We start from the raw sequence: 17,205 nt of genomic DNA, 5'->3' as shown, positions 1-17,205 counted from the left end.
CAAGATGAAAAAGATATTAATTATACTTCTGTGTATAATCAGCATACCTCTATGGGCACAGTCTCAGTTAAAAGGTATGCTTAAGGATAGTCAATCTGCTCCTATCGGCTGGGCGACTCTAGTACTACAAGCTACTAATAATGCAAAAGAAGAATACTTCATCACGAGTGAAGAAGATGGCAGTTTTAGCTTTGATGCTATTAAATCAACGGGAAATTACAAGCTAACTAGTAGTTTCATAGGTTATAAAGATCTAATACTAAAGGTGGATATCTCAAGGGTCAATACTCCTCTAAATTTAGTAATGACTCCTGATGAGAATATCTTAGACGAGGTGATGATCACAAGCCACAGAAAGGCGTTAAAAGTAACTCCCGGTAAGGCTACTTTAAACATCGAGCAGAGTAGTCTAGCCAATACACAGTCTGCTTATGATGTGCTCAAAACACTACCTGGGGTAACAATCAGTCAAAGCGGGGAACTTAAGATTAAGGGAAAGTCTGGAGTGACGGTCTTAATGGATGGACAACCTACGCAACTGTCTGCTGAACAACTTAAGACAATATTGAAAGGTACTCCTGGTGCTACGCTAGAGTCTATTGAGATTATGAATATACCTCCTGCGAATATAGATGCGTCTGGTACAGGCGGAGTGATTAACATTATCTCTAAAAAGAAGCTAGTACAAGGGTTCTATGGAACGGTGAACTCTACTGTGGGAGTGAGTAAAAAAGTAAGTACAGATCATTCGTTAAGTCTTGGGTATGGAAATGAGCATTGGAACTATAACTTTCTTTACTCTTTTAGTTATGCACCTGATAGACTACGAGAAAATTATGAGAAGAAAGAGCTTACTACATTAGATAAACAATGGCTTAACCAATCTCAACGCACTTTCGTTAACAGTAGATCACACTTAGTCAAACTAGGCGTTGACAGAACATTTGACAACGGTAATATGCTTAGTCTAAAAACGTCAGTTGATTATAACGATACGCCAAGTACAGTGAACACAGCTATTGACTTTGGAGCAATAGGTACTGCTACTCAACAGTCAATTCAGAAGAATCAAAGCAAGAGCAAACTAACCAATTTTACAGCAGATTTAACCTATAAGGTAAAAGTAGCAGAGAAAGAGAATTGGACTACTTCAGTGGGAACTGTTTATGTCAAGGCAGATGTAAATGATTACATCTTTGGGAACAATGGCAATACCTTGCGTCCAAATGCGCTGCTAGCCAAACAACACAATACCTACCCTACTGATCGAAAAGAGTTTAACTTTAAATCAGATTACCAAAAACATCTTTGGGAACAAGAGAATACGAGTGGTAAAATAGAGTTTGGCGTCAAGAGCAATTACACTGTTCTCCAAACAGATGAACGTCTAAGAACACTTATCAATAATGGCAATGCGGTAAATAATATAAGAAAGAGTGAGTTTGAATATAAAACAGGGGTTCACGCTTTCTATGGTTCGTTAGATATGAACTTTGACAGATGGGCTATCACAGCAGGATTAAGAGGAGAATATACACATATATCTGGTGATACACTAAATCACAAGAAGTTAGTAAAACAAGATTACTTCTCGCTATTCCCTACTGTACAGGTAACTTATACCGCTAATGATAACTATGCTGTGATGGCATCTTACTCTAGACGAATAGAAAGACCTGAATTTGATAAGCTTAACCCTGCGGTGCGATACCTAAACAGTACCACGACTTCTATGGGTAACCCTAATCTACAGCCTGAATATTCTAATAATATAGAGGTCAATCAGCAGTTTCTAGGTTTTATTGATTTGAGTTTAGGATATAGTAGAATAACTGATCCGATGCTATACAGCTATTTTAATGAAGGGCTTAACAAGGCTTACTTCACGAGTATAAATGGCAAAAGTAGAAGTGAGTGGCAAGCTTCTTTATCAATGCCTATACCTACTATTAATTGGTGGGAGAACTACCACGGGGTATATTACTACAATACTAGATATGATAACAACCTTGTGAATGAGAACAAAAATAGTATAGGTGTATTCACGTATAACAACTTCAAGCTACCTCAGAATATCAGCATCGAGCTAACGGCTTGGTACCAAAACGGAGGGATAGATTCTAACTTTAAATATCGCTCTTTAGCAGAGGTAAACCTTGGGGTAAGTAAGAAGTTCTTAGATGAGAAGTTCACTGCTACACTAGCAGTAAGTGATTTGTTTAAGACAGGAGGAGTACGCACTACTGTCTTAGAAAATCCTAATCAGTTGACTAATTTCACTGTGAAGAACGATATGCGTGTATTCAAATTTGGAATTACTTATAACTTCGGAGGAAAGAATAAAAAAGAGCAACAAGAAGATACAACGATCAACAAGGGGCATACTCCTATTAAAATCATAAAATAACCATCAATAACTATGTTTCAATAGGTCGATGAGGTATGTTTATTCTTTTAACATATAGTAATTGACCGCAAAGGGGGGTGTCTGTATAGATGCCCTTTTTTGTTGAAATATGATATGGGATATGGTTACTGTGGGAAATACACGGCACGGATTATGGCTACTGGATAGGGCGTATCTATCCCTAATGCTGCCTAAAAGGCAAGCATTGTTAATTAGAATATAGCGATAGCGAATATTCTTTTGCGATAGGGATATCAGCTTCTGCCCAATCATACCTCATTAACACTTTAGGGTTTACCCATAGTACTTGTGCGTGTTCTGTATTCTCAAACACTTGTGTATTGGCTTGACAAACAAAGGGAATTAATTCTAAGGAGAAAGTATCATAATGATGTGTTACTGGTGTAAGTCGATCTAATACTGTAATATCTAGATTTAGCTCTTCCTTAATCTCTCTGATAATACAGTCGTGATCGCTCTCTCCTACTTCAACTTTTCCACCTGGAAACTCCCATTTAAGCGGTAATAGCATTTTATCACTTCGTTGAGCGATTAAAACTTTCTCATCACACTCTATTATGGCACATATAACTCTTAACATCACTATTGTTTTTTAACATTTATAAATACACCAACCAAATATATAATTTACACAATCCAAAGACAACAACAACTAAATCACCTTATAAAACACTACAAACAAACAACTTATATTAAAAAAATATAATTATAAGCAGTTTTACAACCTAATTTTATGTTATACAAAAGGTATACTTTATGTTAATATGGAGTTCTAACAATTGCACCATTTGAGATATACCTCTACATTTGCCATGCTTTTAACCACTAAATATTCTTTGATTCCTTTTTGCAGGATGTAAGAACAAAGGTATAAAGCCTATCCAAATTTGAAACAATAATTGCCCCACAATTAAAAATAAATTAAATTGCTATGAAGAAAAAAGCCTCAAAAGAGAAATCTGATGAGGCTTTTTTCGTTTATATCCTTAATTTTACCAAGGCATCTTATCTGTCACCACAGGCGTTGACAAGTCAAAAGATACACTGAAGAAGCTAGTCTTATCCACTCTCTTTAGATTGTAAGTATAAATATTATCACTGATAGTTACCCACCATACATTACCTGCTATAGAGCTCATCATATCAACAGTCTGCTGATCAGAAGGGAAGAATTGCATATCTGCAAAACCTGTATTAGTAGCTGTACCACCATACATCGTGATCTGATCAGGTGTACCATCTTGAAGTCTGTGATCGTGCTTCAGCTTTACTTTTCCATCCACTAGTGTATAGATCCACGTGCGAGACAGATCTTCTCCTACAAAGAATGAGATCTTTACTTCGTCTGCTTTACACGAGATAACTTTCATTAGTAATTCTTTGTCGTTAAAGTCTGCAGGTACATTAGGAGATACTACTTGTCCTTTATATGCTTTACCACAATGTGCACTTAATGACGCTAAGAACTTCTCTGGGTTAGTAGGTTCTTTTTGGGCAAAAGAGCTAATTGTAAATAATAAAGCGGTTGCCAAAACAATGATGTTTTTCATAAATAGGGTTAGATTAGTTTTAAGAGCCTAAACATAGGCATTATCTGTCTTAATCACAAAAGTAAAGGAGATAGATGTCAAATATTTGAGATAATTAGCCGAAAGTCGAGAGACTTTGCAGCGATAATTAGGTTTAAGAGGACACTTCATTTTATCACTTCGTAAGAATATTAGTCTTTTAAACGCAGAGTTAAAACTGTAAACCCTAAAAAAACAAGGCTATCTAGTATAACTAAATAGCCTTGTTTCTTAATTCTTCTTTGCATAATCTAATGCATTAATTGCATTGATTCTTATATCAGGTACTACACCATGTGAATCTGTTTCTTTTGATCCAACAGTATAGAACTTCTTAGTAGAAATAGCAAAATTCCAATTAGTTACAGGTAAATTAATACTTATCAAATCCCCAAATGAAACCAAATACCCTCCTGTTTCTTCCCCAACTATCTCACCCAACTTATAATATTTAAAAGCTTGTGCTAAGTTCATAGCAGAAGAAAAAGTTCTTCTACTAGTCAGCAAATAAACTTTTCCTTGGAAACGATCTTCTGCTAGATGAGGTATAACCAAATCTTTTACAGTTAAGATCTCTAGTTCTCCATTTTGCTTTGTATTGATATAGTTATACAAATCGCAATTTTGCTGATTATTCTGGCAGCGATTAGCATAAATCTCCTTTTGTAATTGACTATACTTCACTACTGTTCGATCAAATTGTCTAAAAGGTGTAGGTGATAAATATTTTAACAACTCATCACCTAATAAAGAATTTCCACCACCATTCTCTCGAATATCAATCACAATCTTTTTAATTTTAGCTTCATTAATAGTTTTAAAGCTCTCTTTTAAAAATTGTTCAAACTCCTTCTTTTCTCCCAAATAACGGATATCTAAAATAGCAGTGCTTTTTTCAGGTATTAACGATAAAGTATAATTAGTTATAGCAATAGAACTAACTGGATCAGCTTTTCTATTTTTAGCAATATTCATTAATCTTTGTAAAGTAACTGTAGGAACCTTTTTACTAATCGACTCACCTTCATAAATATAATCAACATAGACTTGCTCTTCTAAATCATAGAAAGTCCCAAAAACAAAAGCAAACATATTAAAATCTGCTCCCATTTTTAATCTGTACTCCTTACTCTCTCCACTGGTATTATCTATTATCTTCTGAATGATTTGTTCAGAAGAGATACCTCCTATTTTTAATATTTCAGCACCAACAGGAATTTGAACAAACTCATTATCAATATTTTCTGTAACCTTTAAAAAAGGACTATCAATACTTGCTTTAATAATATAAGGAAACAGATTATCTTCTGAATGCAACAACTTCCGACCTGGGAAAGCTAATCTAGTATGTCCATCATTTAAGGACGCAACAAATGGAGCTATCACTCTATAATACTCTTTCGTTGTTAAAGAATCTTTAAAGCTCTCCTTAATAGTTACTGTTTGTTGTACAAACTCCTTTTCAGATATTGTCTGATAAGGATTTGGATGAGTATTTTTTATTGCCTCTACTAGAAAATCAAATTCTTTATTTAAATCCTCTCTAGAAATATAATCTATTCCATTTTGAGCATAGATTATATTAAACATAAATACGTACAATATCGTAAGTAAGACCTTTATTCTCATTAATTAATTGGTTTGTGATAACGACCAAATATACTTAAATATTGGACATTTTTATTGACACACAATTTAATAAAAAAAACAAGGCTATCTAGTATAACTAAATAGCCTTGTTTCTCTGTTATAGAATATTACGGTAATACTATAATTAAGCGATTATGTATTCCTGGAAAATCTTCTTTGCTTTCTTGGCTCCGACTTCTTTTTTATACTTGTCGTGGCTAGAGATATACACCACAGGAGCGCTTTTACACATTCCTTGGCATTTCATCTTACACACAGAGTAATCGTCAGAAAGTCCGCTTTCTTCTAATAAGGCTTTAAAGCAACTCTTAGTCTCTTCATTATATCTACAGCATTTTTTTCCATCGCAAACGAAGATAGTTCTCTCACCTTTCTTAACTTTACTCATAGTTTTAGAATTTGATACAAATATATCTATTTTTATCTATTCTAAATTAATTAAACGAATTTTATCACAGTTTTATGAAATTAAAGTATTGGTTACTCTTGTTTGTTTTTTCTATCGTTGCGTTCAATATAATTACCTCTTATCCACAGTGGATAGAGACCAACTACACGACAGGGTTTTACTACTATCTCTGTAAAATATTTAATACGGTTACCTCCCTTCTTCCCTTTTCTTTAGGTGATGTACTGTATCTAGTAGTCGGGGTATTTCTTATCTATAAACTATACAAGGCAATTAAAGAGAATAAAGGTTGGAAGAAGATTAGTATGGCTTGTGGTAGTCTTGCTTTAAAGTTCATTACTGTGTTTTACATTCTATTTAACTTAGGTTGGGGATTAAATAACTACCGTCCTAGCCTAGAAAGCCAATTAGAGATAGAAACAGGGTATGATGAAGATCAACTTATCACACTAACAAATAAGTTGATTAAAAAGGCTAATTTACTGCAATTAGCTATCACTAAAGATACCCTAGTAGGTGTATACCTAAAACAGGATATCAACACAATCCTAAAAGACAGCAAAAAGGGTGTGGAGCAAGTAAGCTTCTTGCACAATATAGATCATACTAAAACACTGGCAATTAAAGAGTCTTTATTTAGCTTACCCCTAACGTATATGGGATTTTCGGGATATATAAATCCGTTTACACTAGAGGCTCAGGTCAATAGTAAAGTACCTACTCTTACCTTAATCGTAACGGCATCTCACGAACTGTCGCATCAACTAGGCTTCGCTAAAGAAAGCGATGCGAACTTCATAGGCTTTATGGCGTCTTATAATCAGCAGGACTTAGCATATCAATACGCTGCCATCATTTACGCACTTAGATACTGTATTTCCAATATCAACGATATAGAGTCTTCTGAGGTACAAGATCTTTTAAAAACAATACGACCTGGCGTAAAGCAGAATCTGAATGAGAATATTGTCTTCTGGAGTGAATATAAAAATTTTACTGATACTTTCTTTAAGGTGTTTTACAATAGTTTCCTGAAGCTTAACAACCAAAAAGAAGGTTTGCAATCTTATAACAAGTTCGTTGATCTTCTGATTAATTATGATTTAAAGAATCCTATTTAACTCCACAAAAAAAGCCTACAATCTTATAACAAGTTTGTAGGCTTTTTTTTATACTTTAATCAGTGTCTTATCTAGACTATTCGCGTTGATTTTCTTTATTCTTAAATGGGCGAATGATAAGACGTGCCTGTCTATCAAACATCATATAGTTATATAACCAGTTCCAAAACACAACTAATTTATTTCTAAATCCGATTAGAGACATTAAATGTACGAACATCCACACGAACCAAGCGAAGAACCCACTAAACTGAAACTTCGGTAAGTCTACCACTGCTTTGTTACGTCCGATAGTCGCCATAGATCCTTTATCTACATAAGTAAATGACTTTAGAGGTTGTCCTTCTCTGAGTCTGATCAAGTTGTTCGCTAACAATTCCCCTTGTTGAATAGCTGGTTGAGCCATCATAGGGTGTCCCATAGGTGTCTTTTCAGTCATCATAGTTGCGACATCACCGATAGCAAATATATCTGTGAAGCCTTCTACTTGATTGAACTCGTTTACTTTGATTCTATTACCTCGTTGAATAACTGTAGTGTCAAAACCATCTACAGCGGCTCCCATCACCCCAGCAGTCCATATCATCGTCTCTGCAGCAAACTGCATACCTGACTTAGTATGCACTACTTTATCTTGATAATCTGTAACGATCTCTCCTAAATATACCTTCACTCCTAGTTTCTCAAGGAATTCTTGTGCCTTTTTAGAAGACTTCTCACTCATGGCATCCAAGACCTTATTGGCTCCTTGCACTACGTGAATTTGCATCTTATTAAAATCTAAGTCTGGATAATCCTTTGGCAATACATGGTTTTTCATCTCTGCTAAAGCTCCTGCTAGCTCTACTCCTGTTGGTCCTGCACCTACGATAACGAAGTTCATTAACGCCTTTTGCTCTTGATCATCAGTAGTCAGAAGAGCTGCTTCGAAGTTCTCTAATACTAAACTACGGATATCTAGAGACTCAGGAATAGTCTTCATCGCCATACTGTTCTTGGTAATATTCTCATTACCAAAGAAGTTCGTCTTAGATCCTGTAGCGATTACTACATAATCATAAAAAATCGTACCAATATCTGCTATAACCTTTTTATTCTCTGTATCTATACGCTGTACATTAGCGACTCTAAAGAAGATCTGATCATAGTTTTGTACTACCTTACGGATAGGGTAAGCAATAGATCCCGACTCTAATCCTCCTGTTGCTACTTGATATAACAACGGTTGAAAAGTATGGTAGTTATGCTTATCTAAAAGTACAACTTGAAAGTTTTTATTCTTTAGTTTCTTAGCAAGCGCTAATCCCCCAAAACCACCGCCGATAATAACAACACGTGGTCGATCTGAAGTAGGAATATTCATCATAATCACTCGATTTTTACCTTGCAAATTTACAATAATTAATTTGCATTAAACCTCTTTTGAGTTTCCTAAACAACATCAAAAAAACCCCTCTCTATTACCACATACGAGGTTATCAGTACTTTTTTTTATCAATTTGATAATCCTAACTAACCTCATTATAGAACTTATACTTCTAATGCCAAAAAACTAATAATACAATTATTTTAATAAATACTAAGGTTATCTATACTTTTAGAAAAATATAACAGCTTTCTTTTGTGTACAATTTATTTTCGTAAATTCAACTGCATAAAGACCTGTCTCTAACTAAACAAAAAAAGGACAGATTATTACGATAACCTGTCCTTTTTTCTATATTTTAATTATTTAAAATTGTTTCGAATATTTCTGATCAATTGTTCTAGACCATTTAGCTTCAACTCGTAGATTAAAGCTAGCTGCTCTCCTAGCTTCCCCTTAGGAAATCCCTTATTATGGTACCAAACGACGTAATACTCTGGCAAATCTATTAGATACCACCCTTCATATTTGCCATATGGCATTTTAGTATGTGCTAACTCTACTAGATACTTTTCATTATTGATCATACTAATTAATCACCTTTACATTTAAATCACTGTCGTACTGTAATAAATAAACACCTGTATTACGCACTGTGCCTTCAGGATTTCTACCATAGACGAATCGGTTCTCTATCTCTTGTGATTTCTTTGCCGAAGTCTGAAGAAATTCCTCTTGTTGGAACATTCTCAAGATTACATCTAGTGTCACATCAAAACCTCTTGTTGCAAAGCGGTTAGGATATACGTTATATTTATTTTTATACTCTTGTGCAAATAGTGATTCTGACTTAGACTCACCCGCATCTCTTGTTACAGAAGGGAAAGTGTACTTTAAGTCAACTAAAGTCTGTATTTTGATTTCGTTATAATCGAATATATCAGATTTATCAAAAGAGGCAATCTGTATATCATAATCCTTCACTTTATTCTTTAATCTATCTGTAAACAATAAAGCAGAAGCGATACTATTGGAATCTAAGATAAATACATTCTTTTTATCTTTAACTAATGTCTTGTCTAATTCGCTAATTTGAGATGTACTGACTACTTTAATATCAGAGAAATGCTTTTGCATAAACTGCTTTGTTGATTGTTTTTTATCATCAACCACTACAGTTATCTTCGCACCTGAGTTTTTAAAGTAATCTATCAATTGCTTTTTAAGCACATCACTATAAGGCATTGTTTGCACTAAACGATTAGATGATGTTGCTTTTTCATTAGACAATGGAGATACTAGAATCACTTTATCATTAGGCAAATTCTTCACTGCTTCGTCCACATTACTTTGATAAAAAGGTCCTATGATAACATCCGTATCGTTAAAGTCTTTATTTTTAAATATATCCTTCACACCACTGCTAGACTTGGTCTCATTAGAGTCATATACATTCACTGTCAATGGCAAGTTTAAACTCTCTGCATATTCTACTGCTAACTTAGCACCAGAATAGAAGTCTAAAGTCATATTTAAAAAGGCATCAGACCCAAGTTTTGCGTCTGCATCTGCTCCTACTTTATCAATATTAAACGGCAGTAATAAGGCTAATTCTTTGCGTTCAGATCGAGTAATAGAGTCACTTAAATCAACAAAACCACCAGTTGCTTCTGGAAGAGTAATATTACCATGTGTTACCTCCTGTATTACTTCTTTACCAGTACTTGGCACTAATAGTTCCATGCCACTTTTCAACCCGTCTTGTAAGCTTGGATTAAGTTTAATCAATTCCTTGACTGGTACGTCATATTTACGACTAATGCTATAAAGTGTTTGTTGGGGTTCAACTATTAGCTTTATAAACTTAGTTTGGCTAGGTTTAGGAGTTACCTCTACTACTTTAGCTTTAGATTGGAATCCATAAGCAGGAACCTTGATAGACTGTCCGCTTTTTAATCCATCCTTAAGTTCAGGATTAAGTTCCAACAGACGTTGTACAGACGTATTATATACCACTGCTAAGCTATACAAAGTAGCTTGTGGTTCTACATCTATAGTTCTATAGTAAATATTATTAATATCTTTTATTGTATCGGCTGATGACGAGGGTAATGTAGCAGGTATTTTTTTTGGAATATTTTGGTCAAAACTAGTTACATCAGTAGAACTATTCTTCTTGTAATTAGGTGCAACAATAATTTCGCTATCAGCTAATAGTCCTGTCGTTTTTAACGTAGGATTCCACGCGTGTAGATTATCTACTGTCACTCCATACTTTTTGCTAATACTGTATAGAGTTTCCTTAGGTTGTACCATGTGTAAACCCTTGCTAGTAGAAGTATTATTTGCTTTTGCGCTATCTTTCTCCTTTAATAGAGGATTAGCACTCTTATTCTTTTCTTTTGCTATAAAGTCTTTGGTAGGAATTAGCAGAAAACTATTCTCGTTAATTCCATTTTTCGCATCAGGATTATACTTAAGGATTTCTCCCACAGGAATATCATAATCCCTAGAGACTTTACTCACTGTATCCCCCTTATTAACTCGATATTGAATAAATGACCCAGCTTGGGCAAAAACAGAGGATGTAAAAACAAATGCCGTTAAGGCTATAAATAACTTCTTTTTCATTAGCGTCGAATTATAAAAGCGAAAAGTCGCTATAACAAAGTTACAGCGACTTATTCAATTATTTAAATTATTCCCACTCAATTGTTGCAGGCGGTTTAGAACTAATATCGTAAACCACTCTGTTTACACCTTTTACGCGGTTAATTATTTTATTTGATATTTCCATTAAGAACTCATAAGGTAAGTGTACCCAGTCAGCTGTCATACCATCAGTAGAAGCTACAGCTCTAAGAGCTACTACCTTCTCATAGGTACGCTCATCTCCCATAACACCTACACTATTAACAGGTAAAAGGATTGCTCCTGCCTGCCATACTGAGTTATAAAGACCATGCTCTTTTAGTCCTTCGATAAAGATAGCATCTACTTCTTGTAATAGACGTACTTTCTCTTGTGTGATATCACCTAAGATTCTAATCGCTAATCCAGGTCCTGGGAAAGGGTGTCTTCCTAATAACTCAGGATCAATACCTAAAGAAGCTCCTACTCTACGTACTTCATCTTTAAATAACATGCGCAAAGGCTCTACTATTTTCAACTTCATAAAGTCAGGTAATCCCCCTACGTTATGGTGAGATTTGATAGTTGCAGAAGGTCCTTTAACAGAAATAGACTCTATGACGTCAGGATAGATAGTACCTTGACCTAAGAATGTAGCATCGTCTATTAATTTTGATTCATCATCAAATACATCAATAAATGATTTACCGATAGCTTTACGTTTTAATTCTGGATCTTCTAGACCAGCTAAAGCTTCCATAAAGCGATCTGTAGCGTCTACACCTTTTACGTTTAATCCCATTCCGTTGTATTGATCTAATACGTTTTGGAACTCGTTTTTACGCAATAGTCCATTATTAACGAAAATACAGTATAGGTTCTCTCCGATAGCTTTGTGTAATAATACAGCAGCTACTGTTGAATCTACACCTCCAGATAAAGCTAATACTACTTTTTCTGTTCCGATTTTATTTCTTAAATCCGCGATTGTTTCTTCTACGAAAGCACTTGGAGTAAAGTCTTGATTAACTCCTGCGATATCTACTAAGAAGTTTTTCAACAGCTGTGCTCCGTCTGTAGAGTGATAAACTTCTGGGTGAAACTGAATAGCATAAGTTTGTTCTGCTTCTACTTTATAAGCAGCGTTCTTCACATCCTTAGTACTTGCTAAAAGTACACCATTAGTAGGTAATTGTTTGATTGTATCACTGTGGCTCATCCACACTTGACTATTATGAGGAATCCCCTTAAAGAAATCATCCTCTGCGATGAAGTCTAGATTAGCTCTACCATACTCACGAGTATCTGATGGTGCTACTTCTCCACCGAAGAAATGAGCCAAATACTGTGCACCATAGCACACTGCTAATAAAGGCATTTTTCCTTTAATGTTTGATAAATCTGGGTGTAACGCTTCTTCTGAGCGAACTGAATAAGGACTACCTGATAAGATAACAGCTTTATATTCTGTCAAATCTTTAGGCATATCATTGTAAGGAAAGATTTCGCAGAATATGTTTAACTCGCGAACTCTTCTCGCAATCAACTGAGTGTATTGCGATCCAAAATCTAAAATAAGTACATTGTGTTGCATGCGCAAAAGTAATTATTTATATACTAATCTCAAAGTAAGATATTCAAATTTCTTTACTGTGATTGTAATTAAACTGACAATCAAACTACATCTCACTCATTACCATGGCAGAATACAAATAACAATTCAATAACCTTAACACAATAAAACTAACTTTTTCGCGATACTCCATCCTAGTTTATTTATATTTGCGACCGAGAGTACTCAAATACTCTATTTTTTTATAGTAATTTAAATAAAACAGACTTATATGGATTTTGGAATTTATGAAACATTAATGCTTGCTTGCTTTGTGCTTTTATTAGGGCACTTTGTAGTTCAAAAAGTAAACTTTTTTCAAAAATTCAATATCCCCGAACCTGTTGTAGGTGGTTTTATCGTTGCTATGGTATCATGGGCTGCTTATTCTATCTCAGGTAAAGTATTCACTATCAATGAAGATATTCAACAGGGGATGATGTATGTGTTTTTCTCTTCTATTGGATTAAATGCAGATTTTAGAACACTACTTAAAGGAGGAAAAAGCTTAATTATATTTCTAGTGGTAGCAGCTGTTTTTATTATTTGTCAAAACTTCTTAGGAGTCACCTTAGCTTATTTGTTAGAGCTTGACCCTCGATTTGGATTAATTGCTGGTTCGATTACCCTTACAGGTGGTCATGGTACTGCAGGAGGTTGGGCTGACACATTTATGGCGAGTGCTAACCCTTTAGTAGGAGCTAGAGATATCGGTATGGCATGTGCTACTTTTGGACTGATATTAGGAGGAACTATCGGTGGACCATTAGCGTATAAACTACTGCGCAAGAACAATTACAAGGAATTATCTCCAGAGCAAATAGAAGAAAATGATGAGACACATGAAATCTCTGTTCCATCTGTAGTGACAGACAAAAAGGTCAACTATAAGAGCATAATGATGACTATCACGTTTCTTTCGATTTGTCTAGTTGTGGGACAATATCTAGCAGACTGGAATGCCCAATACGCATTTAAACTACCTACTTTCGTATGGTGTTTATTCATAGGGGTTGTCATCAGAAATGTACTTCCTCACCTGTTTAAAGTAAAGATGCACGATGAATCTATAGAGATACTGGGTAATGCTGGTTTATCAATCTTCTTAGCATGTGCCTTAATGTCTCTAAAGATGTGGACTATCACAGAGCTTGCTTTACCTGTATTACTTATCTTAGTGGTGCAAGTAGTGATGATGTTATTCTTTGCTTACTTTATAACGTATAGAGCCATGGGGAAAGACTATGATGCTATCGTGCTAAGTGCAGGACACTGTGGATTCGGACTAGGAGCTACTGCAACTGCTGTAGCGAATATACAAGCAGTGACAAGCCGTTTCGGGCCATCTCCTAAAGCATTCCTTATCATTCCGATGGTAGGTGCATTCTTTATTGATATCTTAAACGCATTAATCTTAAATGTCTTTGTTACATTTATATAGGAAATAGAAAACAAAATATAAAGAGAAAGGCTACTTAAACTTGATTTAAGTAGCCTTTCTCTTTTTTGTTTAGACGCAATGTAATCGTCCCTACTCTGCTGGTGCGGATTTGTAATCCGTTCCTTAACTATATCTCTTAATCAATCGCTCTAACTTCCTATCAATATCTTGCTCTACTACCCCACCGTGATAGCAAATAATACGACTAGGCTTAAGTACCTTGATCTTCTCTACAGATGCTAGTGCAGCCTCCATATCTAAAGTAAACTGAGCATTAGCTATATTGAACTCACCATTCTCTACCACGATTGCATCAGCTGCTATAAGCGTCTTGCTTTCCGTATCAAAGAAAGAAATATGCCCTTTAGTATGTCCTGGCGTAGCTATAACTTGTAATGTATCTTTAAATAGCTGTCCATCCTGTAAAGTACTATCTACCTCAAAGTGCTTAACAGCTTCTAAATCTACTATAAAGCCCTCTACCCAAGCTTTCATCTCTATAGGCACATGTGCTAAACTCTCTCTAACCTGTACTAATCGCTGGGAATCTACCTTACCCGATACAGAATCGGCCTCTAGAGCACTAGTAATTACCTCCAGAGCTACATACTCTTCTTTAAAACAATGCAATCCTTCTGTGTGGTCTATATCATCATGAGATATAATAATCCCCTTTAGATCTGCTATCATTAGCCCTAAACTAACTAGCTCTTGCTTAAACTCCTTAAAATTATAGGTAAATCCACAATCTATCAAATAGGAAGTTCCATCAGCAAACCCAACTACTACTGGATTAAAGATAGCTGGTTGCCCCTCTGCTGATTTGGCGTTAATCGTTAATATATCTATGTTCATTTTGTTATGTTTTTTTTGTGATGGTGTGATGTTGTGATGTCCCCTCTCGCACCGGCTGGCTCCATCACTAAGAATGTCTACTAGACATTTTCTAGACGTTTGCCCCTGTGATGATGTGATGGTGTTTTTTAAAGCTTAATTAACTATTAAAAGAATGATACCCTCTGCAAAAAAACGAAAAAACGAAATCACAAAAAAACAAAACAACAACCAAAAAAGCCTAACTAGATAACTAATTAGGCTTTTTAGAATTTTAATTAGCGAACTAATTTTTTATATCTCAAACGAGTAGGAGCTACATCACCTAAACGTTTCTTACGATTCTCTTCATAGTCTGAGAACGATCCTTCGAAGAAATAAACTTGAGAATCTCCCTCAAAAGCCAATATATGTGTACATATACGGTCAAGGAACCAACGGTCATGGGAAATAACTACTGCACATCCAGCGAAGCTCTCTAGACCTTCTTCTAATGCACGAAGTGTATTAACGTCCAAGTCATTTGTAGGCTCATCCAGAAGTAATACGTTACCTTCTTCTCTTAATGTCATTGCCAAGTGTAAACGGTTACGCTCACCTCCTGATAATGTAGATACTTTCTTATTCTGATCAGAACCACCAAAGTTGAATCTACTCAAATACGCACGAGAATTCACTTGACGACCTCCCATCATGATCAACTCTTGACCATCACAGAAGTTCTCCCAGATTGATTTCTCAGGATCTATATTAGAGTGTGCTTGATCCACATAAGCGATTTTTACAGTATCTCCGATAGCGAATGTACCAGCATCAGGCTGCTGCTCTGCCATAATCATACGGAAGATAGTAGACTTACCAGCACCGTTAGGTCCGATAATTCCTACGATACCTGCTTGAGGTAATGTAAAGTTTAAATCATCATATAATAACTTATCTCCAAAAGCTTTAGCCACACCCTTAGCCTCGATAACATTAGTACCTAGACGAGGTCCATTAGGGATGTAGATCTCTAATTTCTCTTCAAGCTCTTTTTGATCTTCGTTTAATAATTTATCGTAGTTCTGTAACCTTGCTTTTTGTTTGGTCTGACGACCTTTAGCCCCCTGACGTACCCAGTCAAGCTCACGCTCTAAGTTCTTACGACGCTTAGAGGCTACTTTCTCCTCTTGTGCTAGTCTGGTAGACTTTTGGTCTAACCAAGAAGAATAGTTTCCTTTCCAAGGGATACCCTCACCTCTATCTAACTCAAGAATCCAACCAGCTACGTTATCTAAGAAATAACGGTCGTGGGTTACAGCGATTACTGTACCAGCATATTGTTGTAAGTGTTGTTCTAACCAGTGTACAGACTCAGCATCTAAGTGGTTAGTAGGCTCATCTAATAATAGTACATCTGGATTTTGAAGTAGTAAACGACATAAAGCAACTCTACGACGCTCACCTCCTGATAGGATATTAATAGGCGTATCAGGATCTGGAGTACGCAAAGCATCCATAGCGATAGCTAACTTTGTGTCAAGTTCCCATCCGCCTACAGCATCTATTTTATCTTGTAGTTCAGCCTGTCTATCCATCAGTTTCTGCATCTTATCTGCATCTTCATAAACCTCTGGCAAACCAAACATATCATTAATCTGATTAAACTCATCTAAAATAGCCACAGTCTCTGCTGCACCTTCTTTAACGATTTCGATTACAGTTTTGGTTTCGTCTAACAAAGGTTCTTGTTCTAAGTAACCTACTGTATATCCAGGTGCAAATACCACATCCCCTTGATAATTCTTATCCACTCCAGCGATAATCTTTAATAAAGAAGATTTACCTGAACCATTAAGACCTAAAATACCAATTTTAGCTCCGTAAAAGAAACTTAAATAAATATCTTTTAATACCGTTTTGTTTGTCGATGAGTAAGTTTTACTCACTTTTGACATCGAAAAAATTACCTTTTTATCGTCTGACATAAAGTAAAATATATTGAATTTATTGATTACTAAGCTATAAGCATTCTATAGCGAATTAGCCAAAAATAAGATTAATAAAGCAGATAAAGAAACTTTTTTATAGTGGTTTGAATTTTTTCATATTAGTGATAGGTTTTAAATCTTTGGCATTGAAGCTGGAATTGTTCTGTGGTATTTG

13 protein-coding genes are annotated in these 17,205 nt (G+C 35.3%); 3 read left to right on the top strand and 10 right to left on the bottom strand.

The window, feature by feature from the left end:
• Positions 1-4: 4 nt before the first annotated feature.
• Positions 5-2,407 carry an outer membrane beta-barrel family protein gene (locus LNQ81_RS13740; protein WP_229947671.1) on the top strand — a complete coding sequence of 801 codons (2,403 nt, stop codon included), beginning with the start codon at positions 5-7 and terminating at the stop codon, positions 2,405-2,407.
• A gap of 208 nt (positions 2,408-2,615) precedes the next feature.
• Here LNQ81_RS13740 and LNQ81_RS13735 read toward each other — a convergent pair whose 3' ends face one another.
• The 4 genes from LNQ81_RS13735 to LNQ81_RS13720 all read right to left on the bottom strand — a co-directional run bounded on the left by LNQ81_RS13735 (position 2,616) and on the right by LNQ81_RS13720 (position 6,034).
• Positions 2,616-3,008, bottom strand: a complete 393-nt coding sequence (locus LNQ81_RS13735) for a (deoxy)nucleoside triphosphate pyrophosphohydrolase (protein ID WP_229947670.1) — start codon at positions 3,006-3,008, stop codon at positions 2,616-2,618.
• 412 nt (positions 3,009-3,420) lie between these two features.
• Positions 3,421-3,978: a hypothetical protein gene (locus LNQ81_RS13730; RefSeq protein ID WP_229947668.1), complete on the bottom strand. Its 558-nt coding sequence runs from the start codon at positions 3,976-3,978 to the stop codon at positions 3,421-3,423.
• Positions 3,979-4,227: 249 nt separating this feature from the next.
• Positions 4,228-5,625, bottom strand: coding sequence for a S41 family peptidase (locus tag LNQ81_RS13725; protein WP_229947666.1), 1,398 nt, complete (start codon positions 5,623-5,625; stop codon positions 4,228-4,230).
• A 145-nt stretch (positions 5,626-5,770) separates the two neighbouring features.
• Complete coding sequence (locus LNQ81_RS13720; protein ID WP_229947664.1) at positions 5,771-6,034, bottom strand: (2Fe-2S) ferredoxin domain-containing protein; 264 nt, start codon at positions 6,032-6,034, stop codon at positions 5,771-5,773.
• Positions 6,035-6,108: 74 nt separating this feature from the next.
• On the opposite strand from LNQ81_RS13720, the gene LNQ81_RS13715 reads away from it, so the two are divergent.
• Positions 6,109-7,176, top strand: a complete 1,068-nt coding sequence (locus LNQ81_RS13715) for a DUF3810 domain-containing protein (RefSeq protein ID WP_229947662.1) — start codon at positions 6,109-6,111, stop codon at positions 7,174-7,176.
• A gap of 76 nt (positions 7,177-7,252) precedes the next feature.
• On the opposite strand, the gene LNQ81_RS13710 is transcribed toward LNQ81_RS13715, so the two are convergent.
• The 4 genes from LNQ81_RS13710 to guaA form a co-directional block, all read right to left on the bottom strand.
• Positions 7,253-8,542: an NAD(P)/FAD-dependent oxidoreductase gene (locus LNQ81_RS13710; protein WP_229947660.1), complete on the bottom strand. Its 1,290-nt coding sequence runs from the start codon at positions 8,540-8,542 to the stop codon at positions 7,253-7,255.
• Between the two features lie 362 nt (positions 8,543-8,904).
• Entirely contained in the window at positions 8,905-9,129 is a 225-nt protein-coding gene (locus LNQ81_RS13705; protein WP_229947658.1) for a DUF3820 family protein, read from the bottom strand.
• A 1-nt stretch (position 9,130) separates the two neighbouring features.
• Complete coding sequence (locus LNQ81_RS13700) at positions 9,131-11,173, bottom strand: LysM peptidoglycan-binding domain-containing protein (protein ID WP_229947657.1); 2,043 nt, start codon at positions 11,171-11,173, stop codon at positions 9,131-9,133.
• A gap of 67 nt (positions 11,174-11,240) precedes the next feature.
• Entirely contained in the window at positions 11,241-12,767 is a 1,527-nt protein-coding gene (gene guaA, locus LNQ81_RS13695) for a glutamine-hydrolyzing GMP synthase (RefSeq protein ID WP_229947655.1), read from the bottom strand.
• 250 nt (positions 12,768-13,017) lie between these two features.
• Between guaA and gltS the strand changes: the two genes are divergently transcribed.
• Positions 13,018-14,226: a sodium/glutamate symporter gene (gene gltS / locus LNQ81_RS13690; protein WP_229947653.1), complete on the top strand. Its 1,209-nt coding sequence runs from the start codon at positions 13,018-13,020 to the stop codon at positions 14,224-14,226.
• A 123-nt stretch (positions 14,227-14,349) separates the two neighbouring features.
• Here the strand turns inward: gltS and LNQ81_RS13685 are convergent, their stop codons facing one another.
• The gene (locus tag LNQ81_RS13685; RefSeq protein WP_229947651.1) at positions 14,350-15,081 is read right to left on the bottom strand and encodes an MBL fold metallo-hydrolase; all 732 of its coding nucleotides are present in this window, start codon (positions 15,079-15,081) and stop codon (positions 14,350-14,352) included.
• A gap of 257 nt (positions 15,082-15,338) precedes the next feature.
• Positions 15,339-17,027 carry an energy-dependent translational throttle protein EttA gene (gene ettA, locus LNQ81_RS13680; protein ID WP_229947649.1) on the bottom strand — a complete coding sequence of 563 codons (1,689 nt, stop codon included), beginning with the start codon at positions 17,025-17,027 and terminating at the stop codon, positions 15,339-15,341.
• Between the last annotated feature and the right edge of the window lie 178 nt (positions 17,028-17,205).

It is taken from the genome of Myroides oncorhynchi (assembly GCF_020905415.1).
Lineage (GTDB): Bacteria > Bacteroidota > Bacteroidia > Flavobacteriales > Flavobacteriaceae > Flavobacterium > Flavobacterium oncorhynchi_A.
Note: the sequence above shows the minus strand (reverse complement) of the source record. Positions and strands in the feature narration are given on the sequence as shown.